The sequence below is a fragment of the Tardiphaga sp. genome (assembly GCF_028290495.1).
Taxonomy (GTDB): Bacteria; Pseudomonadota; Alphaproteobacteria; order Rhizobiales; family Xanthobacteraceae; genus Tardiphaga.
In genome coordinates, this window is the sequence record NZ_JAQGJT010000141.1 from 1 (window position 1) to 20,576 (window position 20,576).

A 20,576-nucleotide genomic window follows, 5' to 3' on the forward strand; every position below is an offset into this window, starting at 1 on the left:
TGATCGGGACAACAGCGATGGAGACGGCACATGACGATCGATTTGCAGCCCCAACTCGATTCCCGCGCGGTCGCCGCCTTGCGTGAAGTGCTGGAGATCGCCGTCGAACATATTGCCGTGCAGCACCGCACGCCGGCGACCAAGGCGAAGATGGCGCAGACGATTCTGCACAGCGCGCGTGGCGGCGTCACCGACCGGCATGCATTGTTGCACCACGCCGTGCAAGCAGGCGCGGACGGCGCGCCATGATGATGGTCAATCGAGGGGTGCAGCTCTCCCCGCCGTCATCGCGAGGTCAGGGGAAACCGGCTTGCCCGTTTTCCCCTTAACGAAACGACGCGGCAATCCAGGGCCACAAGGGAAGACTGGATAGCTTCGTCGCAAGGGCACCTCGCAATGACGGAGCTTCGTCAGCTCGACCGAGGAATGCCTTGTTCCGCCCTGCTCGGGATCACTCGCCCCAGGCGGCAAACGCGTCGTTGAAGGCGCGCTCGCCGGGCGAGCCCTTTTCGATCGCGATGATGGCCCGGCGCTGGTTGCTGTAGACCAGCGGAATATCGAACCAGGAGCGCTCCTTGAGGAGCTGCAGGTTGCGGACGCGGTCGCTCTCGACGTTGCTCAAGCCCACCAGGAAGAAGCCATCGGTGACCTTGACCGCGAGACCGGCCAGCGGGGTGCCGCGCGCCTGCTCGTTCGACTTCATCAGCACGCCCGGCACGTTGGCGACGCCGCCACCGGAAAAATCAGACGGCAGCACGAAGGTCAGCTCAGCGGTGTGGCTGGCCGGGAGTGAGGTGTCGGTGTTGCGGCGGAACGACATCGTCATCTTCAGCTTGCGCTCGGGAATCTCGATATCGGCGCGCACCGCGATGTCGCCGGGCTTGCCGCCCGACGCCTTGATCTGCTCGGTGCGCCAGACCACCGTGCCGACATATTGCTTGCCCTTCGGCTCGGCCGGATCCTCATCGTACAGCACAACGCGCTGCGCCACCGGCGCGAGCTGCTCGCTGGTCGAGGGTTGGCCGACGCGATCGGCGATCTTCGGCCGGGGCGCCAAAGGCGCGTCCTTCGAGGAATCCACAACCACTGGCGCGGTGCTGCCTAAGCCGCGCACGGTCTGCCACAGCTTCGGTCCGGCCAGAATGCCGGCACCGATCAGGATCATCACCAGACCGATCAGGACGGCGGTCTTGACCGGGAAGCCGCCACTGACGCGCTTTGGCTTCGGTGGCTTGACCGGCTTCGGCGGCTTTTCCTTTTTGGCCTTGGGCTCGCGTATCCGCGACGGCGGTGGCGCGGGTTCTTCCGCTACGGACTCGTCGTAGCCGAACACTTCGCCGCGGTCTTCCATCGTCGGCTCGAGCCGATCGAATTCCGGGGTCGGCGACGGCACGTTGGCATAGGTCTTTCGGGCGGCGCGGTTGGCTTGCGCCGCGGCGCGGCCGAGATCGTCGACATCGGCTGTAACATCGCGAAAGCCGCGCATTGCCGCGGCACCAGGTGCGGGCGGCGGCGGTGGCGTGTTGTTATCGAACCGGCGCGGGCTGCCGGTTCGCTCGCGGGTCGGCGGCAAAGCGGATGACGGGGCTGGATCCTGCAACCCGGCGGCGGGCTGCTGGCGGGGGATCGGCGGCGGATCGACACGCAGGGTGCGGGCCGAACGCGGCTCCTCGGAGCGCGCGGCGGCCGGTTCGCGGGGGCTCGGCGTAATCGGCTGGCGACCGCGCGGCGAGGCGTCGGCGGGATCGATCGCGCGGGCATTGCCGCGCGGATTGTTGTTGCGGAAGGCGTCGCCGGCGCGTGGCTTGCCATCGGAGCGCGGCAGGTCCCGGGCGCGCTGGGCGGCCTCGGACTCGACCTTGCGCACGGCTTCCTCGAGCGACAGCCGCTCCCGCGTGATCTCGGATTCACTGAGCGGCGGCTCGACGCTGCGCAATTGCGCGATCAGCGCGCTACGCGCCCGCTCATAGAGCGCGCGCCGGCTCTCGCCGGGCGCACTGGGGTCCAGTCCGGCGATGGCTCGGGCAATCAACGGGTAGTAGTCGGCCATCTGTACTCGAGTCTGTGAATGCCCTCACTTTGAGGGCATTCCGGTAATACTTCGTTAAGCCTCGAACGGATTTTGTACCAGAATAGTATCTTCGCGTTCCGGGCTGGTGGAAAGCAAAGCAATCGGACAGCCCACCAGTTCCTCGACCCGACGCACGTATTTGACCGCCTGTGCCGGCAGATCGGCCCAGGAGCGCGCATTGGCGGTCGGCTCTTTCCAGCCTTCGATGGTCTCGTAGACCGGCACGATGCGCGCCTGGGCGCCCTCGCCGGCCGGCAGATAGTCGATTTCCTTGCCGTCCAGCATGTAGCCGACGCAGACCTCGATGGTGTCGAAACCGTCGAGGATGTCGAGCTTGGTCAGCGCCAGGCCGTGAATACCGCAGGTGCGGACCGTCTGGCGCACCAGAACGGCGTCGAACCAGCCACAGCGGCGCGGACGGCCGGTATTGGTGCCGAATTCGCGACCGCGCTCGCCGATCTTGCGGCCGACCTCGTTGTCGAGCTCGGTCGGGAACGGGCCGGCGCCGACGCGGGTGGTGTAGGCCTTGCAGATGCCCAGCACGTAGCCGACCGCGCCCGGACCCATGCCGGTGCCGGTTGCGGCCTGCGCCGCCACGGTGTTCGACGAGGTCACGTAGGGATAAGTGCCATGATCGACGTCGAGCAGCGCGCCCTGCGCGCCCTCGAACAGGATGCGCTTGCCCTCGCGGCGCTTCTGGTCGAGCAGACGCCACACCGCTTCCGCATAGGGCAGCAGTTCCGGCGCCAGCGCCATCAGGCCCTTCTGGATCTCCGCGCCGTCGAATTCCGGCAGACCAAAGCCGCGGCGCAGCGCGTTGTGGTGCGCCAGCAACCGGTCGATCTTATGCGGCAGCGCGTCAGGATCGGCGAGATCCATCAGACGGATGGCGCGGCGGCCGACCTTGTCTTCATAGGCCGGGCCAATGCCGCGCTGGGTGGTGCCGATCGCGTTGGCCTTGCTGGCATTCTCGCGCAGCGAATCGAGTTCGCGGTGCAACGGCAGGATCAGCGTGACGTTCTCGGCGATGCGCAGGTTGTCGGGGCCAACGTGGACGCCCTGGGCGCGCAACCGCCCGACCTCATCGAGAAACGCCTGCGGATCGAACACCACGCCGTTACCGATGACACCGAGCTTGGACGGCCGCAGCACGCCGGACGGCAGCAGCGCCAGCTTGTACGTCTTGCCGTCGATAACCAGCGTGTGGCCGGCATTATGGCCGCCCTGGAAACGGGCGACGATATCCGCCTGCTCCGACAACCAGTCGACGATCTTGCCTTTTCCTTCGTCGCCCCACTGGGCGCCGACGACGACAACATTGGCCATTTCGAGGTAATCCCTGCAATTCAAGTGTCGAAGCATGATCAGCACGGAAAACGGTCTGCCGCTTTCCGGATCATGCCGCTGCGCCCAGCCAAACACGGCCGCGGCCGCTCTCATGCGAGGCATGAGGGGGATTAACGGATGCAGGCTGTGGAAGCAAGTTAAAGGGCAGCAAAAAGCCGCCCGGACGGCGCAGGCAAACCCTTGATATCCCCTGAAAATCCGGGGTGGCGTGGCGGCGATGGGGCGGCGACCTAACGGTCAAGCGCGAGTGTCCCCTGCATCATCGCGACGCAGTGACCGGAAATTCGCACGGTCTTCACACATCCATCGCGCTTATTGACCTCGACGCCAATCGCGCTCGGCCGTCCCATCTCGACGCCCTGCTCGATCGTAATCGCGTGGACTGCATCGTGCCGAGGATCGATGCTGGCCAAATAGGCCGACAAAGCCGCCGAGGCGCTGCCGGTGGCGGGATCCTCGGGGATGTTGCTCAGCGGCGCAAACATCCGCGCGCGCAGGTGGTCGATGCCAAGGCCAGTGCGAACATAGACGAACACCGAAAAGCGGTCGTCGCGGTGCCAGTGCCGTCTCCCGGCTTCCGCGAAACTGGCGGTGTCAGGCCGTGCTGCGGCCAAGGCCTCAAGGTTCATCAGTTCCGCGACGGCGAACGGCAAGCCGACAGAAACGATGCGGGGAGGATGCGTTTCGCGCACAATCGCATCCGATGGCAGCGACACGCAGGCCGCCAGCGTCGGCGCGTCGATCTCGTCGCCGAGTTCGAGCGGCTGGGGCGCAATGAAGCCGGCGCCGATGACCTCACTCCCATCGCGCAGCAGGTCGATCTGGACCAGCCCCGCGTTCTCTTCAAAGATCATCCGGTCGGCGACATTCTTTCCGAACACCATCTGCTGGCGGCCGAGCACGAAAGCCGTGCCGACATTGGGATGGCCGGCGAACGGGATTTCGTCGGTCGGCGTGAAGATGCGGACCCGCGCATCATGCGCAGGATCGTCCGGCGGCAACACGAAGGTGGTCTCGGAATAGTTGAACTCGGTGGCAATGGCCTGCATCCGGGCATCGCCGATGCCGCGCGCATCCGGTATCACCGCCAGCGGATTGCCGCCGAACGCACGGTCCGTGAACACATCCACGGTGATATAGTCGATCATTATGCCGCCCCCATCACCCGCGCTACTTGATGCGATAACCAGCGCACGGCGCAAGGCGCGACTGGCCCCCTCCCGGAAATCGAGGTTGCGCGGCCGATCCCCAGCGAGGGCCAAGGCCGGAAAGTCGGCGGGTCGCGGCGACTCAGTGCGAGCTGGTCTCTTCCCACTTTTCCAGATCGGGCTTCGGCATATCCGGCGCGACGGGGTCCTGCACGTTGTGGGCGGGCTGTTTCCAAGGCTCGCCCGTCCCCTTGTAGGGCTTCCCGTCGCTGCGCTGGCGCAGATCCTCTTTTGGGGTTTTCTGGCTCATGCCGGCTCCTTGTGGTGTGAAGTCAGTTCGTAGCGCCGCCGAGCGCGGTGCGGTTGCCGACGCGGCTGGAGGGTACGCTGACATGCACCTCGTGACCCTGCCGCACCGCTAGCGACGCCGCGGCGACGGCAGATTCAAAGGCGGATTCCTTGGTGTCGTAGGTGCCCTCGACATTGCCGTCGTGGAGGATGCACCACTTGCTGGAAATCCGGGCGCCGTCGGTTTCGGTTTTGCCGGTCTCGATAATGGCGTAAGTTGCTAGTCCCATGATTTGCCTCCTCATGCTTCGCCGGGGAAACGTGCAGTGCTGCAACAGGTTCCTGGGACCGGCAGCGGTCAGGAGGGAGAGATGTCGAAGACCACCCGCGCCACGCAGGCACTGAGCAAGCTCGGCGTGGCCTTCACGCTGCACGCCTATGACTACGACCCTGACGCCGAGAGCATTGGAATGCAGGCTGCGCAGGCGCTCGGCATTGCGCCGCAGCGGATGCTGAAGACGCTGATGGCCGAGGTCGATGGCCACCCGGTCTGCGTCGTGGTGCCGTCCGACAGAGAGGTCAGCATGAAGAAGCTCGCCGCGGCATTCGACGGCAAGGCCGCCAAGATGATGCGTCCGGCCGACGCCGAGCGGCTGACCGGCTACCATGTCGGCGGCATCAGCCCGTTCGCGCAGAAGAAGCGCGTCCCGGTCGCGATCGAGCGCGCCGCGCTGGCGGAAGCCACCGTCTACCTCAACGGCGGCCAGCGCGGCCTGCAAATCGAGATCGACCCTAAAGCCGCGCTAACGACGCTGGGAGCCGAGCCACGGGAGCTGGCGGGATGACGGCCTGTCCCGAAACTGTGAATGGCTTTTGCCGCTGGATCGGAACGACAATCGCAGCCTGGAATTATATACCTGCAACCACCGGAGATAATCTCATGCGCTCACTTCTCGCCGCTACTGCGCTCTTGGTCGTAACGGGCGCTGCAACGCCCTCAATGGCCCGCGACTATCCCGTCTGCGCGCGTCTGGTGACCAATGATTTCAACCCGAGCTGCTCCTTCGACACCATGCGGCAATGTATGGCGACCGTGAGCGGAATCGGGGGCGACTGCATCCAGAACCCGGCCTTCGCCTATAACCAGATGCCGCGCCCGCGCCGCGGCAAGGCGGTTCGCACTGCCCCGCAAAACGATTGGGACAATGGCGGCTGGGACTGGAATCGCCGCTGGTAAGACCGGCTACCGGCTGCGCGCAAACGCCCAAGCCGCAATGGCCACCGGCAGGCCCAGCGCGAACCAGCTGAAGATGCGGCCGGGCTGGTCGAGCAATAAAGCCGACAACAGCCCGGCGAGCGACAGCGCGCCGATGGCGAGTGGAATGGCGAAGACGGTTTTCCAGTTGCCGGGGCGACGGGGCGCATTTTTCATGGCGCAGGCTTCAGGCTGTTGAAGGAAGCCGCCGGCGCACGATGCGTTTTCTTGCGTCGCACCCACCACAGATACAGCCCGCTGCCGAGCACGATGATGGTGAGCACATCGAGCAGCGCCCAGATGATCTTCAGCGGCATGCCGCCATAGTCGCCGAAATGCAGCGGCTGCGACACCAGCAGCGCCTTCAGATAGATCGGCAATTCACGGGAGTCGGCGACCTCGCCGGTTTCGCCGTCGAGCAGCACCGGCGTCAGCAGCCGCGCCGTCAGCGTGGTGTTGCCGCGCATGAAGGCAGCGTAGTGGTGCGTCGAGGTGAACGGCGTGCCGGGAAACGCGATGAAGCCGATCTCCATGCCTGGCGCGGCCCGCATGGCATTGGCAGCCACGGCATCGAGCGAAGCCAACCGCACCGGCGGCGGCTTGCCAGCATAGGGCGCCACCATCGCCGCCAACTCGTTGGCCTTCCACCCGCTCAGCATTACTTCCGCCAGCGTATTGATGACGCCGGTGCCGCCGACGACCAGCGCCCATACCACGGTGACGACGCCGAGCAGATTGTGCCAGTCGAGCCAGATGATGCGGCGGCTTTTCCCGGCGCGGATCGTCGCAAAGCGCAATCTCCGGGTGAACGGCCAATACAGCACCGCCCCGGAGACGACCGCGACCATGAACAGGAAGCCCATCGCGCCCATGAACAGCTTGCCTGCCTGCCCGAGATAGACGTCGGTATGCAGCTTCAGCACCACCAGCATCGGCCCGGTTCCGGAAAGGCCAAGCGCGCGGCCGCTATAGGCATCGAACGAGGTGACCACGGCATCGTCGGGCTTGCCGTTCACCGCACTGTTGGTGAAGGTGTTGACGAGGCCCGGCTCGTCCTTTTCGGTGGCGATGTATTGCATCACCTGGCCTGGATATTTTTCCAGAGCGATGCGGCCGATTGTCTCGAAGCCGAGTTTCGCGGATCCGGGCGCGGGCGCCTCGTGCACCGGCGCATAGCCGAGCAGTTCGTCGATCTCGTGGTGAAAGATCAGCGGCAGGCCCGTGAGGCACAGCAGCAGCAGGAACACCGTCGAGACGAGGCTGGTCCACTTATGGACCAGCGACCAGATGCGGGCGGTTCTCGCGTTCAGAACGGCCTCCCCTCAGACGTTACCACTTGTATCCGAGACTCGCGCTGACGCGGCGGCGATCACCATAGAAGCACGAAGTGGTGTTGGCGCAGCTCGCTACATAAGTCTCGTCACCGACGTTCTGAACATTGACCGCCGCGCGCCAGTTCTGCCACTCGTAATGCACGGCGAGATCGCCGAGGACGAAGGACGGCACCACGAACAGGTTGTTGGCATCGGCAAACGACGCGCCGATGTAGCGCACGCCGCCGCCGAGACCGAAGCCGGCCAGCGGACCGGTCTGGAACGTGTAATCCGCCCATCCCGACGTCATCTGCCGCGGCGTATTCACCGGCACCTTGCCGACCAGATAGGACGCTGCTTCCTGCGTGATCTCGATATTATAGGCAGTATGCGAGGCGACCAGCTTCAGGCCGGGCAGCGGATTGGCCACAGCTTCCAGTTCGATGCCGCGCGAACGGACTTCGCCGAGCTGCGACGACAGCAGCGAGTTGGTGAAATCCACCGACGGCGTGTTCTGCCTCGTCAGGTCAAACAATGCGGCGCCGAAGTGGCCATTGAAGCCTGCCGGCTGATACTTCAGGCCGACTTCGGTCTGCTGCCCCGTTTCGGGAAGTCGGATCGCGCCGGTCGAGAAGACGACGCCGGTTAGCGGATTGTAGCTGGTCGCATAAGACACGTAAGGCGCGATGCCGTTGTCAAAGTTGTAGATCAGGCCGGCACGGCCGCTGAACTTGCTGTCGTCGCGGCTGGCGTTCGAACCCGCGCCCAGACGGCTTTCATCGGTGGTGGTGACGAAGTCGTTGCGGCCGCTCAGTACCAGCGTGAAGCGATTCCACTTGATCTGGTCCTGCGCATAGAGCCCGATCTGCTTCTGCGTCAGGGTGCCGTCACGGTAGGCCGCGCCGGTGTATGGCGTGTTCGTGTAGACGGGGTTGATCACGTTGATCGATGCCGCCGGGTACAACGAGGCCTGGTAGTCGTTGATGCTGTAGTGGCGCAGGTCGAGACCGAACAGCGTCGTGTGCTGCACATCGCCGGTGGCAAAGCGGTACTCAAGCTGGTTGTCGAGGTTGGCCTGATCGGCGACACCATGCGTGGTGAAGTACAGTCGCGACAGGTCGCCGGCCGCATCCGTGCCCAGCCCCTGCAGCGTCGTCAAATTGACGTCGGTATGTCCGTAGCGCGCGTTCTGCCGGAAGGTGACGTTCTCGGAAAGGCGCTTTTCGAACAGATAGCCGATCATCTCCTGCTCGCGCGTGAACTTGTCGAGGCTCGGCTGGCTGCCGAAGAAGCCGGTGCTGATACGCCCGTAGGGGGCCGCTGTCACTGTGCCCTCATAGGGCAGAAAGTTCTGTACCCGGCTCTCGTTGCGCGACGCAGAGGCCAGCAGCGTGAAGCTGGTGTCGGCATCAGGCTTCCATGTCAACGACGGCGCAATGAAGTAGTTGTTGTCCGGGGTGAAGTCGGTCTGGGTTTCGCCGCCCTTGACCTGCCCGACGACACGATACGCCAGCGCACCGTTCTGCGCCGGCACCGCGATCGGACCGCCGACGTCGAACGAGACGTAGCCATTACCGTAGTTGTTGACGCCGGTTTCAATGTAGCGGATCGGCTCGAAGGTCGGCAACTTGCTGACGGCGTTAACGATACCGCCGGTGCTGCTGCCGCCGTACAGGACAGAAGCAGGACCGCGCAGCACTTCGACGCGCTCGAGGTTGGTCGGCTGCAGTTTCCAGGTCGCGAAGGCCGTCGAGAACAGTTGCATGCCGTCCAGAAATGTCGAATTGTCATCCGCCTTGAAGCCGCGGATGAGGTACCAGTCGTTGCGGACGTCGGCACCGAAATAGCCACCGACGACGCCGGGCGAATAGCGCAACACTTCGTCGAACTTCTGTGGCTTCTGGTCGCGGATCTGCTCGGCGCCGATCACGGTGATCGCCTGCGGCGTCTCGTTGATGGCGGTGTTGGTCTTGGTGCCGGCCATGCTGCGATTGGCGACATAGCCCTGAATCGCGCCGCGGGGATTTTCAACGAACGGCACATTACGCGGCGCCACCGGTGCGCGCGACGCGGCGGCGCTGCGGGCAGAACGCGCGGCGCGACGCGGCGCCACGGCGGCAGCACGACCGCGCGCTTCCGGCTGGTTGATCACCACCGGCGGCAGCTGCGACACGCCGCTTTGCGCGGCAGCGTTGGACTGCGCCAGCGCCGGGTTCAAGGTCAGCGCGCTGAAGGCACAGGCGCTCGACAACAAGGCCAGTCGCAGCAGATGAATCTTTTTCAACGCGTTCCCCGATCGTGGATACGCATCACCCGGATGATGCGGTTTTGAATTCGACTGGTCATCGGGTAAGCGTACGAACTCGTCTTCGCCATTAGAACGCCTACAAACAAACGCAAGGCGAGTGCATTTCGCCATCGGTGTGCCCGGATTGCAGCAGTTGGGTTACAAAATCACCTTCCCAGGTTCTATTTCCTGCTCCGATAGCATATTGCGCGCATTCGGATCGGCGAGCGGCGTGCCGAAACCCAAGTGCGGACATCGATGACCTCCTCCGAGCCCACGCCCCCCCGATTCGCCGCGCTCACCTGGCTTTCCAACCAGCCCTATCTGCTGCTCAGCCTGACGTCGTTGTTCTGGGCCGGCAATCTCGTGCTCGGACGATATGTGTCCGGGCATGTCCCGCCGGTGACGATGTCCTGCGTGCGCTGGATCGGCGCTTTCCTGCTGTTGCTGCCATTCGCGTGGCCGCATCTGCGGCGCGACTGGCCGGTGCTGCGCGCCCACATCCCGCTGATGCTGGCGCTGGCCTTCACCGGCTTCGCCGCCAATACCGTGCTGGCCTATTGGGGCCTGAAATATACCCAGGCTCTGAACGGACTGCTGATCCAGTCATCCGGCCCGCTCTGCGTGGCCTTGTGGACAATGATCCTGTTCGGCGTGCGGCTGACACTCGCACAACTTCTCGGCATCGCGGCGTCGATGACCGGCGTGCTGGTGATCATCCTGCGCGGCGATCTCACCGCCCTGGCGAGTATCCAGGTCAACAAGGGCGACGCGATGCTGTTCGGCGCGCTGCTGGTGTTCGGCATCTATTCGGCCTTGATGCTGCGCCGGCCGGTGACGCATCCGATGTCGCTGATCGCCTTCACCACCGGCTGCGGCGCGCTGATGACGGTCCCGCTCAACATCTGGGAACTGGCCTCCGGCGCGCCGCTGGTGCTCGACCGGCTGACACTGTTCACCTTGCTCTACATGATGATCTTTCCCTCGGCGCTGGCCTATCTGTTCTTCAACCGCGGCATCGCGCTGATCGGCCCGAACCGCGCCGCGCCGTTTTTCCATCTGATGCCAGTGTTCGGCTCTGTGATGGCGATCGTGTTCCTCGGCGAAAAGCCGGAATGGTTCCACCTCACCGGCTACGCGCTGGTGCTGGCCGGCGTGTTCATTGCGTCACGGAAGTAACGGAAGCGCCTCCATCTGACGCATTCCGTCCGACGGCACATCGCCTTGCGTTGCATCTGCTGCGCGAGCTGCGCTAGCCTGCGCGCAACGACGCCGGGCTCAAATGCCGGCGCGCAGGGAGAGCAAGCGACATGACCGGGCTTTACGGAATTCGACTGGCATTGTGCACGGTGGCCATCGTGCTGGGCGCCGCCACCGCCGCTTCGGCGCAGAATGCGGCCTATCCGAACCGCACCATCACGCTGGTGCTGCCATTCGCCGCCGGCAGCGGCACCGATACCACGACGCGGATCATCTCGCAGCAGCTTGGCGTCGCGCTCGGCGTGCCCATTGTGATCGACAACAAGCCCGGCGCCAACGGCTCGATCGCCGCGACCTATGTCGCCCGCTCGGCGCCGGACGGCTATACGCTGTTCGTCACCACCAACACCTCGCACTCCGCCAATCCGTTCCTGCTCAAGACCATGACCTACGACCCGGTGAAGGATTTCACCGCGATCGCGCGCACCGGCGACCTGCCCTTCATGCTGGTGGTGACCCCCGGCGTCGCCGCGAAAAACGTCGCCGAGCTGGTCGCCTACGGCAAGGCCAATCCCGGCAAGCTGACCTATGCCAGCGGAAGTTCGTCGGCGATCGTGTCGGGCGCCACCTTCGCGCATAATGCCGGCATAGAAATGCTGCATGTGCCCTACAAGAGCTCGCCGCCGGCGATGAACGACGTGATCGGCGGCCGCATCGACATGATGTTCACCGACGTGCCGACCGGCCTGCCGCATGTCACCGGCAAGTCGCTGCGCGCACTGGCCGTCACCACCGCGAAGCGTTCACCGCTGGTGCCCGATCTGCCGACCATGCAGGAGGCCGGCGTACCGGATTTCGACATCACGTCCTGGCAGGCCTATTTCGGACCGGCGGGGTTACCCAAGGAGATCGTGAATCGCCTGAACAGCGAGATCCGCAAGATCGTCGAGAAGCCGGAGATGAAAGCCAGGCTCGCCGAACTCGGCATGGATGCGTTTTCCGGCACGCCGGAAGAGCTTGATATCTTCGTCAAGCAGCAACTGGTGTTGTGGGAAAAGCTGATCACCAACGCGAAGATCGAGAAGCAGTAGGCTCGGCGTTCCGGACGCGCTGCGGCGCCAACTTGCCGCAGCGCTTTCCGCTGCTGTCACCTCGCTGTCATCCAACCGTCAGCGTGCCGTAACGCCCGCCCTCCACAACGCCCGCATGGTCACCACAAGGAGAACCACCATGCGCAAATCACTGCTCTGTTCCGTGGCGTCGATGATGCTGCTGTCGTCCGCGGCTTTCGCGCAAAGCGAGGGCGAGTTTCCCGCCAGGCTGGCCGGCCACGCGGTGCTGCCGGCGGCGTCGACCATCGACGCCCCCACGGATGCGCCGAACGACCTGAAGACCTCCGGCAAATACACCACCGGCAAGCGCGTCGACGCGCTCGGCACCGTGATGGGCAAGTCTTATGAGCGCCCGACCGGCATTTCGCTGCCGATGAAGGGCCAGCCGCTGCAGGGCCATTCCGGCATCAAGGTGATGCCCGACGGCTCGTTCTGGGTGCTGACCGATAACGGCGCCGGCTCGCGCTACAATTCGGCCGACTATATGATCTACCTCAACCACCACAAGATCGACTGGAAGAACGGCAAGGTCGAGCGTCAGGCCACCGTGTTCCTGCACGATCCCGACAAGAAGGTACCGTTCCGCATCGTCCACGAAGACACCACCAAGCGCTACCTGACCGGCGCCGACGTCGATACCGAAGGCTTCCAGATCGTCGGCGACAACTTCTGGATCGGTGAGGAATTCGGCCCCTACATCATCAAGGCCGACATGACCGGCAAGGTGCTGGCCGTGTTCGACACCGTCGCCGACGGCAAACCGGTGCGTTCGCCGGACCATTGGTCGGTGCAGTCGCCTGGCGCGCCGGGCGCCACCTACACCACCGTCAACCTGAAGCGCTCCAAGGGCTACGAAGGCTTTGCGTCGTCGAAGGACGGCAAGTTCCTGTACGGCCTGCTGGAAGGCCCGATCTGGGATGCCGAGAAGAAGGATTGGGAAAAGGTCGATGGCAAGGAAGCGTCGCGGATCCTGGAATTCGACGTCAAGGCGGAGAAGTTCACCGGCCGCTACTGGCAGTACGTGTTCGAACAGAACGGCAATGCGATCGGCGATTTCAACATGATCACCGCCGACAACGGCCTGATCATCGAGCGCGACAACGGCGAAGGCACCAAGGACAAAGCCTGCGCCGACGGCAAGCGCGGTGAAGACTGCTTCCCGGATCTGGCCAAGTTCAAGAAGGTCTTCAAGATCGAGATGAACGACGCCAATGTCGGCAAGCCGGTGCGCAAGATCGGCTTCATCGACCTGATGAAGATCCAGGACCCGGACAAGCTGGCCCGCAAGCCACTCAACGACGGCGTACTGACCTTCCCGTTCTTCACCATCGAGAACGTCGACCAGGTCGATGCGACCCACATCATCGTCGGCAACGACAACAACCTGCCGTTCTCGTCGAGCCGCGATCCGAACAAGGCCGACGACAACGAATTCGTGCTGCTGGAAGTCGGCGATTTCCTGAAGGCGAAGTAAGGCAGACGCGCAGGCATCACCTGAAATGCGAAAGCCCTCCCGCAAGGGAGGGCTTTTTGCTTGAGGCCCGGTTTCTTCCTTCTCCCCTTGTGGGAGAAGGTGGCGCGGACGAAGTCCGCGTCGGATGAGGGGTATTTCTAGCTCGGAGCTTGCGGCACCCCTCACCCGTCTTCGCTGCGCGAAGCCACCCTCTCAGAGGGAAGAAAGATCAGAGCTACGCCGCGCGGATCTTGCCGAGGAAACCGTCAACGGCCGATTGCAGCATCGCCGACTGGTCATCGAGCGCGCGGGCGTTGGACAGCACTTCGCCGGCGGCCATGCCGGTGGCTTCGGCTGCGGCGCTGACACCGCCGATATGGGCGCTGACTTCGCTGGAGCCCGCCGCCACCGACTGGATGTTGCGCGCGATGTCCTGCGTCGCAGCGCCCTGCTGCTCGACCGCCGCCGAGATCGACGTGGTAATGCGGCTCATCTGCGCGATCGTCTCGGAGATGGCGTTGATCGACGCCACCGCGTCGTTGGTCGAGGCCTGCATCGCCGCCACCTGCGCCGAGATTTCCTCGGTCGCCTTGGCAGTCTGGCTGGCCAGCGCCTTCACTTCCGACGCCACCACCGCAAAGCCGCGGCCGGATTCGCCGGCGCGCGCCGCTTCGATGGTGGCATTCAGCGCCAGCAGGTTGGTCTGCGACGCGATGCTGTGAATCAACTGCACCACTTCGCCGATCTTCTCCGCGCCTGATGACAGCATCTGCACGGTGACATTGGTGCGCTCGGCATCGGTAACCGCCTTGCTGGCGATCTCGCTCGACTGTGTCACCTGACGCAGCACTTCCGACACCGACGCCGACAGCTCTTCCGCGGCGGCCGCGACGGTGCTGACATTGTCGGAGGCACGGCCCGAGGCCGCGCCCACGGTGGCGGCGCGCGAACTGGCATCAGAGGCGGTCGCCGCCATCGACTGTGCCGTGGTCTGCATGCCCGCAGCGGCCGTCGAGACCGACTTGACGATGCCGTTGACGCTGCGCTCGAAATCACGCGCGATATCTTCCATCGCCGTGCGACGCTCGGCCGCCACGCGGCCCTGCGCGTCCGCTTCGACCTCCTCGAGGCCGCGAATACGCAGCGCATTGTCCTTGAACACCTGCACGGTCAGCGCCATCGCGCCGACCTCGTCCTTGCGGCCGACGCCCGGGATGCCCTCTTCCAGCGCGCCATCGGCGAGCGACTTCATGCGCGCGCCGAGCCGACCGAGCGGTCCGGTGATGCTGCGTCCGATCAGCCAGGCGACAATGCCGGCAGCCACGGCGATGGCGAGCATGGCCAGGCCCAGCGCCCAGATGATCGGCTTCAATTGCGCGTCGAGGTCGTCGAGATAGGCGCCGGTGGCGACAAACATATTCCAGCCGGGAAGCGCAGCCGCGTATCCCATCTTGCGAGATGGAACCTGTTCGTTGGGCTTCACGAATTCATAGGTCAGAAGGTGGTCACCCTTGGCAGCCACACCGTCGCGAAATTCACGGGTCACTGCCCTCCCATTGACCAGCACGTTGAGACGATCGGATCCCGCCTTGAAGCCCGGCAAGTGAACCACGACGCCATCCATCGTGTAGACGAACAAGTAACCGTTGCCGTTGTCATAGGTCATCGGCTCCAGCCGGCGAATGAATTCCGCAACGGCGGCCTCTTTCGTGATCTGGCCGGCAACCACCTGCTTTTGCAGATTGGCCTGCATGTTGCGCCCGATATCGACGATCGACCTGAGCTGCTCAGTGCGGGCGGAGAGCATCTGGCTGCGGACCATGTGGGCCGCGAGGAGGCCGGCCGCGCAGAGGCCGATCATGGTGACCGCCACCAACATGACGAGCTTGGACGTGATGCGAATATTGTTGAATTTCACTGCGCTTGTTTCCCTTTTGCCGACGGTGTGTTCACCGCTCGGCGTGTCCCTGGACACAGGAGTACCAACGTAGTGTTTTCAAATGTTTACCGTGCCGGCGACACATCTGACGTAATTTTCCGGCATATGGAATTCACAAAAAAGTCCCCGCCTTTAGGGCGGGGACTTTTGCAACGTCATCCTGCTATGCGTCGCACGCAGGAAGGAAAAACAGCTTCACGCTGCCCGCACCTTGCTGAGGAATTCGTCCACCGCCGTGCGCAGCATGCCGGACTGGCTCTCCAACTGCTGCGCGTTCGACAGCACCTGCGAGGCTGCTGCACCTGTCGCTTCGGCCGCGCTGCTGACGCCACCAATATGATTGCTGATCTCATGTGCGCCGGCAGACACCGACTGGATGTTGCTGGCGATCTCGCGGGTCGCAGCGCCCTGCTGCTCCACCGCCGCGGAAATGCTGTTCGTGATCTGGCTCATTTGCGCGATGGTGCTGGTGATCGCACTGATCGACCCCACTGCCTCGCTGGTCGATGCCTGCATGGCAGCCACCTGCGCGGAAATTTCCTCGGTGGCCTTGGCGGTCTGACTGGCCAGCGCCTTCACCTCTGAGGCGACCACGGCAAAGCCACGTCCGGACTCGCCGGCCCGCGCGGCCTCGATCGTCGCATTCAGCGCCAGCAGATTGGTCTGCGACGCGATGCTGTGGATCAGCTGCACCACTTCACCAATCTTCTCCGCACCGCTCGACAGCAGCTGCACGGTCGCGTTGGTGCGCTCGGCATCGCTTACGGCCTTGCTGGCGATCTCGCTGGATTGTGACACCTGCCGCAGCACTTCGCTGACCGACGCCGACAGTTCTTCCGCCGCGGCAGCCACCGTGCTGACATTGTCCGACGACCTTTCGGAGGCTGCACCGACGGTCGCGGCGCGCGAACTGGCGTCGCTGGCCGTGTTGGTCATGGATTGCGCAGTGCTCTGCATCCCAGCTGCCGCAGTCGAAACCGAACGAACAATGCCATTCACACTGCGCTCGAAATCGTCGGCGATGTTGTTCATCATGGCGACCCGCTCGGCAGCGGCGCGCTCGTGCTTTTCAGCATCCAGTTGATCCAGCCCACGGATGCGGATGGCGTTGTCTTTGAAAACCTGGACGGTCGTCGCCATGGCGCCGATCTCATCGTGCCGGTCGATACCCGGGACACCTTCGTCCAGCGCACCGGCAGCCAGCGACTGCATGCGCGTGCCGAGTTGCCCAAGCGGATGGGTGATGCTGCGGCTGATCAGCCAGGCAAGGCCGCCCGCGATCACGGCGATGGCGAGAATGGCAACGCCGAGCATCATCGCGATCGGCATCATCTTGGCATCGAGATCGTCGAGATAGGCGCCGGTGCCGACGAACATGTTCCAGCCGGGAATCGCGACCGCATAGGACATCTTGCGGATCGGCTCCTTCTCGTTGGGCTTGTAGTATTCGTACTTCAGGGTGATATCGCCGCGCGCGGCGACGCCGTCGCGCAGTTCGCGGGTCAGCGCGCGGTCGTTGGTCTTCACGTCGAGACGGTTGACGCCGATCATCTTCAGGTCGGGCGTGACCACCGTGACGCCGTCCATGGTGTAGGCGAACAGGTAACCCGCCCCCTTGTCGTAGGTCATCGACTGCGCACGGCGGGCGAATTCTGCGATGGCGGCTTCCTTGCTGAGCTGGCCGGCCTCGACCTGCTTCTGCAACCCCGTGGCCATAGTGCGCGCGATCTCGACGATAGCGCGGGTCTGCTCGACGCGGGCGTTGAACAATTCACGCTGCATCAGGTTTCCGGCGAGCACACCGGCAACGCAGAGACCGAGCACCGAGATGCCCAGCAAAATTCCGAGCTTGGCTGTAATGCGAAGATTTTTCAGTTTCACCGTGACGTCTCCGGAAGGCCGCGCGGGACGCGCGGGGGGAAGCGTTATTACGGTATCTTTAAAACCGTTCGTTATTCCTTACTTCGGCGCCAACGGTAACCCTAGGTAGCGCCATGGGAATGCCCCGGCCTCCACGGATACGTTCACGGTGTCACATGTCAGCGCGCATGCCCGGCACACGGCCGGGCATGACGAACTTCAAGTGCCTTTTCCTTCGTCTCAGAACTTCAATGCCTTGGCCTGCTTGACCTGCGGCAGGGACTGCACTTTCGCCAGCAGCTCGGCCGGCACCGCACCGTCGACTTCGACCAGTGCAATGGCGTCGCCGCCCTTGCTGTTGCGGCCGAGGTGGAAGGTCGCGATGTTGATCTTGGCGTCGCCCAGCAGCGAAGCGAACTTTCCGATGAAGCCCGGCTTGTCCTCGTTGGTGACGTAGATCATCGACTTGCCGAATTCGGCATCGACGCGGATGCCTTTGATGTCAACGAGGCGCGGCTGGCCGTCGGCATAGACCGTGCCGGACACCGAGCGTTGCTGGGTCTCGGTGTTGACCGTCACCGTGATCAGGCTCTCATAATCGCTTTGCGCGGCGCGAACAACTTCGTCCACCACCATGCCGCGCTCCTTGGCGACAACCGGCGCGGACACCACATTGATGTCGCCTAGCATTGGACGCAGTAGCCCGGTCAGGGCCGCCGAGGTCAGCGCCTTGATCTTCATTTCGGCGACGGCGCCCTCATAGGTGATGGTGACCTTGGAAATGCCGGTCTCGGTGAGTTGGCCGGCGAACGAGCCGAGCTTCTCAGCCAGCTCGATGAACGGCTTCAGCTTCGGCGCTTCTTCCGCACTGATCGAGGGGAAGTTGACCGCATTGGAAATCGCCCCGGTCAGAAGATAGTCCGACATCTGTTCGGCGACCTGCAATGCGACGTTCTCCTGCGCTTCCGTGGTGGAGGCGCCGAGATGCGGCGTGCAGATCACGTTGGGATGGCCGAACAACACATTAGAGGTCGCGGGCTCTTCGACGAACACGTCGAAGGCAGCACCCGCGACATGCTTGGAATTCAACGCATCGACCAGCGCCTGCTCGTCGACCAGACCACCGCGGGCGCAATTGATGATGCGCACGCCAGACTTCATTTTGACGATCGCCGCGGCGTCGATGATGTTGCGGGTCTTGTCGGTCAGCGGCGTGTGCAGGGTGATGAAGTCGGCGCGCTTCAAGAGCTCGTCGAGTTCGACCTTCTCCACGCCGAGATCCTTGGCGCGCTCCGGCGACAGGAACGGATCAAACGCGATCACCTTCATGCGCAGGCCGAGGCCGCGATCGGCGACGATCGCGCCGATATTGCCGCAGCCGATTACGCCGAGCGTCTTGGCGGTGATCTCGACGCCCATGAAGCGGTTCTTCTCCCACTTGCCGGCCTGCGTGGAGGCATCTGCCGCGGGGATTTCGCGGGCCAGCGCCAGCATCAAGGTGATGGCGTGCTCGGCGGTGGTGATGGAATTGCCGAACGGCGTGTTCATCACGATGATGCCCTTGGCCGTGGCCGCGGGGATCTCGACATTGTCGACGCCGATGCCGGCGCGGCCGATCACCTTGAGGCGGGTCGCCCTGGCGAGGATCTTCGCGGTCGCCTTGGTGGCAGAGCGGATGGCAAGGCCGTCATAGTTGCCGATGATTTCGGCGAGCTTGTCCTTGTCCTTGCCCAGCGTCGGCTGGAAATCGACATCGATGCCGCGGTCCTTGAAGATCTGGACGGCGGCGGGAGAGAGCGCATCGGAAATGAGGACTTTGGGTGCGGGCATGATGTTCTCCTTCACCCTCCCCTTGAGGGGGAGGGTCGGCGCGAAGCGCCGGGGTGAAAGCAGTCGCGATACTTCTGCTCCCTCTCCCCGTTCTTACGGGGAGAGGGTTGGGGTGAGGGGCCGCTACCGACCCGCAAGGCTGAAGTTGGATGAAGCGCGTGCAACGCCCCTCACCCGACCGGCTTCGCCGGTCGACCTCTCCCCGCGAAGGGCGGGGAGAGGTTAGGAAGAGTCACGCCGCTTGTGCGAGCGAGGCCTTGGTCGCGGCGAACGCCCAGTCGATCCATTGCGTCAGGATCGCGACGTCGCTGGCTTCCACCGTTGCGCCGCACCAGATGCGCAGACCGGCGGGGGCATCGCGGTAATGCGCGAAGTCGAAACCGGCGCCTTCCTTCTCGACCAAAGCCACCAGCTTCTTGGCGAAGTCGGCCTGAGCATCAGGTGACAACGCGGTGATCGCAGGATCGATCACCTTCATGCACACTGAAGTGTTGGAGCGGATCGAAGGATCGGTGGCGAGAAAATCCACCCACGGCGTGCGCGCCTTCCAGTCGGCCAGCGCCTTGGTGTTGGCGTCGGCGCGCGCGACCAGCGCGTTCAGTCCGCCGACCGATTTGGCCCAGCCGAGCGCATCGAGATAGTCCTCGACGCACAGCATCGACGGCGTGTTGATGGTCTCGCCTTCGAAGATGCCTTCGTTGAGCTTGCCGCCCTTGGTCATGCGGAAAATCTTCGGCAATGGCCACGCCGGCTTGTAGGTTTCCAGCCGCTCCACCGCGCGCGGAGACAGCACCAGCATGCCGTGACCGGCCTCGCCGCCGAGCGCCTTCTGCCAGGAGAAGGTGACGACATCGAGCTTGGCCCAGTCGAGCGGCTGCGCGAACGCCGCCGAGGTGGCGTCGCAAATGGTGAGGCCTTCGCGATCAGCGCTGTTCCAGTCGGCATTGGGCACGCGGACGCCCGAGGTGGTGCCGTTCCAGGTGAACACAATGTCGGAGGCCGGATCGGCCTTGCTGAGATCAGGAATTTCGCCATAGCCGGCATGCAGCCTGGTGACGTCCTTGAGCTTTAATTCCTTGACGATATCGCTGACCCAGCCTTCGCCGAAGGATTCCCAGGCGATCGTGGTCACGGGCCGGGCGCCGAGCAGCGACCACAGCGCCATTTCGACCGCGCCGGTATCCGACGCCGGCACGATGCCGATCTTGTAACCGGCGGGAACTTCAAGCACTTCGCGGGTCAATTCGATCGCGAGCTTGAGTTTGGCCTTGCCGATCTTGGCGCGATGCGAGCGGCCGAGGGCTGCGTCTTTGAGATTTTGGGCGTTCCAGCCGGGGCGCTTGGCACAGGGGCCGGACGAAAAATGCGGCACATTCGGCCGCGAAGCGGGCTTCGCTGCAGTCATGATCTATCCTTCCAGATAGCTAGCCTCCCGTTGGGGGGAGGTGTCCCGCCGCGGTGATTAGGGGAATC

18 protein-coding genes are annotated in these 20,576 nt (G+C 64.0%); 6 read left to right on the forward strand and 12 right to left on the reverse strand.

Annotated elements, in window-relative coordinates:
* Positions 1–30 precede the first annotated feature (30 nt).
* On the forward strand, positions 31–249 hold the full coding sequence (locus tag JWQ24_RS21630) for a hypothetical protein (RefSeq protein ID WP_299812419.1): 219 nt from the start codon (positions 31–33) through the stop codon (positions 247–249).
* A gap of 202 nt (positions 250–451) precedes the next feature.
* Here the strand turns inward: JWQ24_RS21630 and JWQ24_RS21635 are convergent, their stop codons facing one another.
* From JWQ24_RS21635 to JWQ24_RS21655, 5 genes are all read right to left on the reverse strand, one after another.
* On the reverse strand, positions 452–2,050 hold the full coding sequence (locus JWQ24_RS21635) for a hypothetical protein (RefSeq protein WP_299812421.1): 1,599 nt from the start codon (positions 2,048–2,050) through the stop codon (positions 452–454).
* Between the two features lie 54 nt (positions 2,051–2,104).
* Complete coding sequence (locus JWQ24_RS21640) at positions 2,105–3,397, reverse strand: adenylosuccinate synthase (RefSeq protein ID WP_299812423.1); 1,293 nt, start codon at positions 3,395–3,397, stop codon at positions 2,105–2,107.
* 251 nt (positions 3,398–3,648) lie between these two features.
* Positions 3,649–4,566: a PhzF family phenazine biosynthesis protein gene (locus JWQ24_RS21645; protein ID WP_299812425.1), complete on the reverse strand. Its 918-nt coding sequence runs from the start codon at positions 4,564–4,566 to the stop codon at positions 3,649–3,651.
* Positions 4,567–4,708: 142 nt separating this feature from the next.
* A complete protein-coding gene (locus JWQ24_RS21650; protein WP_299812427.1) occupies positions 4,709–4,876 on the reverse strand; it encodes a hypothetical protein in 168 nt (55 codons plus the stop codon).
* 22 nt (positions 4,877–4,898) lie between these two features.
* Entirely contained in the window at positions 4,899–5,144 is a 246-nt protein-coding gene (locus JWQ24_RS21655; RefSeq protein ID WP_299812429.1) for a hypothetical protein, read from the reverse strand.
* Positions 5,145–5,225: 81 nt separating this feature from the next.
* Here JWQ24_RS21655 and ybaK point away from each other — a divergent pair, with 81 nt between their 5' ends.
* The gene (gene ybaK / locus JWQ24_RS21660; RefSeq protein WP_299812431.1) at positions 5,226–5,699 is read left to right on the forward strand and encodes a Cys-tRNA(Pro) deacylase; all 474 of its coding nucleotides are present in this window, start codon (positions 5,226–5,228) and stop codon (positions 5,697–5,699) included.
* A 95-nt stretch (positions 5,700–5,794) separates the two neighbouring features.
* Positions 5,795–6,091 (forward strand): DUF3551 domain-containing protein, encoded by a 297-nt coding sequence (locus JWQ24_RS21665; protein ID WP_299812433.1) that lies wholly within the window; start codon positions 5,795–5,797, stop codon positions 6,089–6,091.
* A 6-nt stretch (positions 6,092–6,097) separates the two neighbouring features.
* Here JWQ24_RS21665 and JWQ24_RS21670 read toward each other — a convergent pair whose 3' ends face one another.
* The 3 genes from JWQ24_RS21670 to JWQ24_RS21680 are packed head-to-tail and all read right to left on the reverse strand — an operon-like array spanning position 6,098 to position 9,706.
* On the reverse strand, positions 6,098–6,286 hold the full coding sequence (locus JWQ24_RS21670) for a hypothetical protein (protein WP_299812434.1): 189 nt from the start codon (positions 6,284–6,286) through the stop codon (positions 6,098–6,100).
* Positions 6,283–7,419 carry a PepSY domain-containing protein gene (locus tag JWQ24_RS21675; RefSeq protein WP_299812446.1) on the reverse strand — a complete coding sequence of 379 codons (1,137 nt, stop codon included), beginning with the start codon at positions 7,417–7,419 and terminating at the stop codon, positions 6,283–6,285. Before JWQ24_RS21675 ends, JWQ24_RS21670 begins: the two co-directional genes overlap by 4 nt.
* A gap of 19 nt (positions 7,420–7,438) precedes the next feature.
* The gene (locus tag JWQ24_RS21680; RefSeq protein ID WP_299812435.1) at positions 7,439–9,706 is read right to left on the reverse strand and encodes a TonB-dependent siderophore receptor; all 2,268 of its coding nucleotides are present in this window, start codon (positions 9,704–9,706) and stop codon (positions 7,439–7,441) included.
* Between the two features lie 261 nt (positions 9,707–9,967).
* Here JWQ24_RS21680 and JWQ24_RS21685 point away from each other — a divergent pair, with 261 nt between their 5' ends.
* The 3 genes from JWQ24_RS21685 to JWQ24_RS21695 all read left to right on the forward strand — a co-directional run bounded on the left by JWQ24_RS21685 (position 9,968) and on the right by JWQ24_RS21695 (position 13,495).
* Positions 9,968–10,888 (forward strand): DMT family transporter, encoded by a 921-nt coding sequence (locus tag JWQ24_RS21685; RefSeq protein ID WP_299812436.1) that lies wholly within the window; start codon positions 9,968–9,970, stop codon positions 10,886–10,888.
* 131 nt (positions 10,889–11,019) lie between these two features.
* The gene (locus JWQ24_RS21690) at positions 11,020–12,000 is read left to right on the forward strand and encodes a tripartite tricarboxylate transporter substrate binding protein (protein WP_299812437.1); all 981 of its coding nucleotides are present in this window, start codon (positions 11,020–11,022) and stop codon (positions 11,998–12,000) included.
* A gap of 139 nt (positions 12,001–12,139) precedes the next feature.
* The gene (locus JWQ24_RS21695) at positions 12,140–13,495 is read left to right on the forward strand and encodes an esterase-like activity of phytase family protein (RefSeq protein WP_299812438.1); all 1,356 of its coding nucleotides are present in this window, start codon (positions 12,140–12,142) and stop codon (positions 13,493–13,495) included.
* 214 nt (positions 13,496–13,709) lie between these two features.
* Here JWQ24_RS21695 and JWQ24_RS21700 read toward each other — a convergent pair whose 3' ends face one another.
* The 4 genes from JWQ24_RS21700 to JWQ24_RS21715 all read right to left on the reverse strand — a co-directional run bounded on the left by JWQ24_RS21700 (position 13,710) and on the right by JWQ24_RS21715 (position 20,508).
* A complete protein-coding gene (locus tag JWQ24_RS21700; protein WP_299812440.1) occupies positions 13,710–15,392 on the reverse strand; it encodes a methyl-accepting chemotaxis protein in 1,683 nt (560 codons plus the stop codon).
* A 216-nt stretch (positions 15,393–15,608) separates the two neighbouring features.
* Entirely contained in the window at positions 15,609–17,294 is a 1,686-nt protein-coding gene (locus JWQ24_RS21705; protein ID WP_299812441.1) for a methyl-accepting chemotaxis protein, read from the reverse strand.
* A 219-nt stretch (positions 17,295–17,513) separates the two neighbouring features.
* Positions 17,514–19,103, reverse strand: coding sequence for a phosphoglycerate dehydrogenase (gene serA, locus JWQ24_RS21710; RefSeq protein ID WP_299812442.1), 1,590 nt, complete (start codon positions 19,101–19,103; stop codon positions 17,514–17,516).
* Between the two features lie 232 nt (positions 19,104–19,335).
* Positions 19,336–20,508, reverse strand: coding sequence for a phosphoserine transaminase (locus tag JWQ24_RS21715; RefSeq protein ID WP_299812444.1), 1,173 nt, complete (start codon positions 20,506–20,508; stop codon positions 19,336–19,338).
* Positions 20,509–20,576 lie beyond the last annotated feature (68 nt).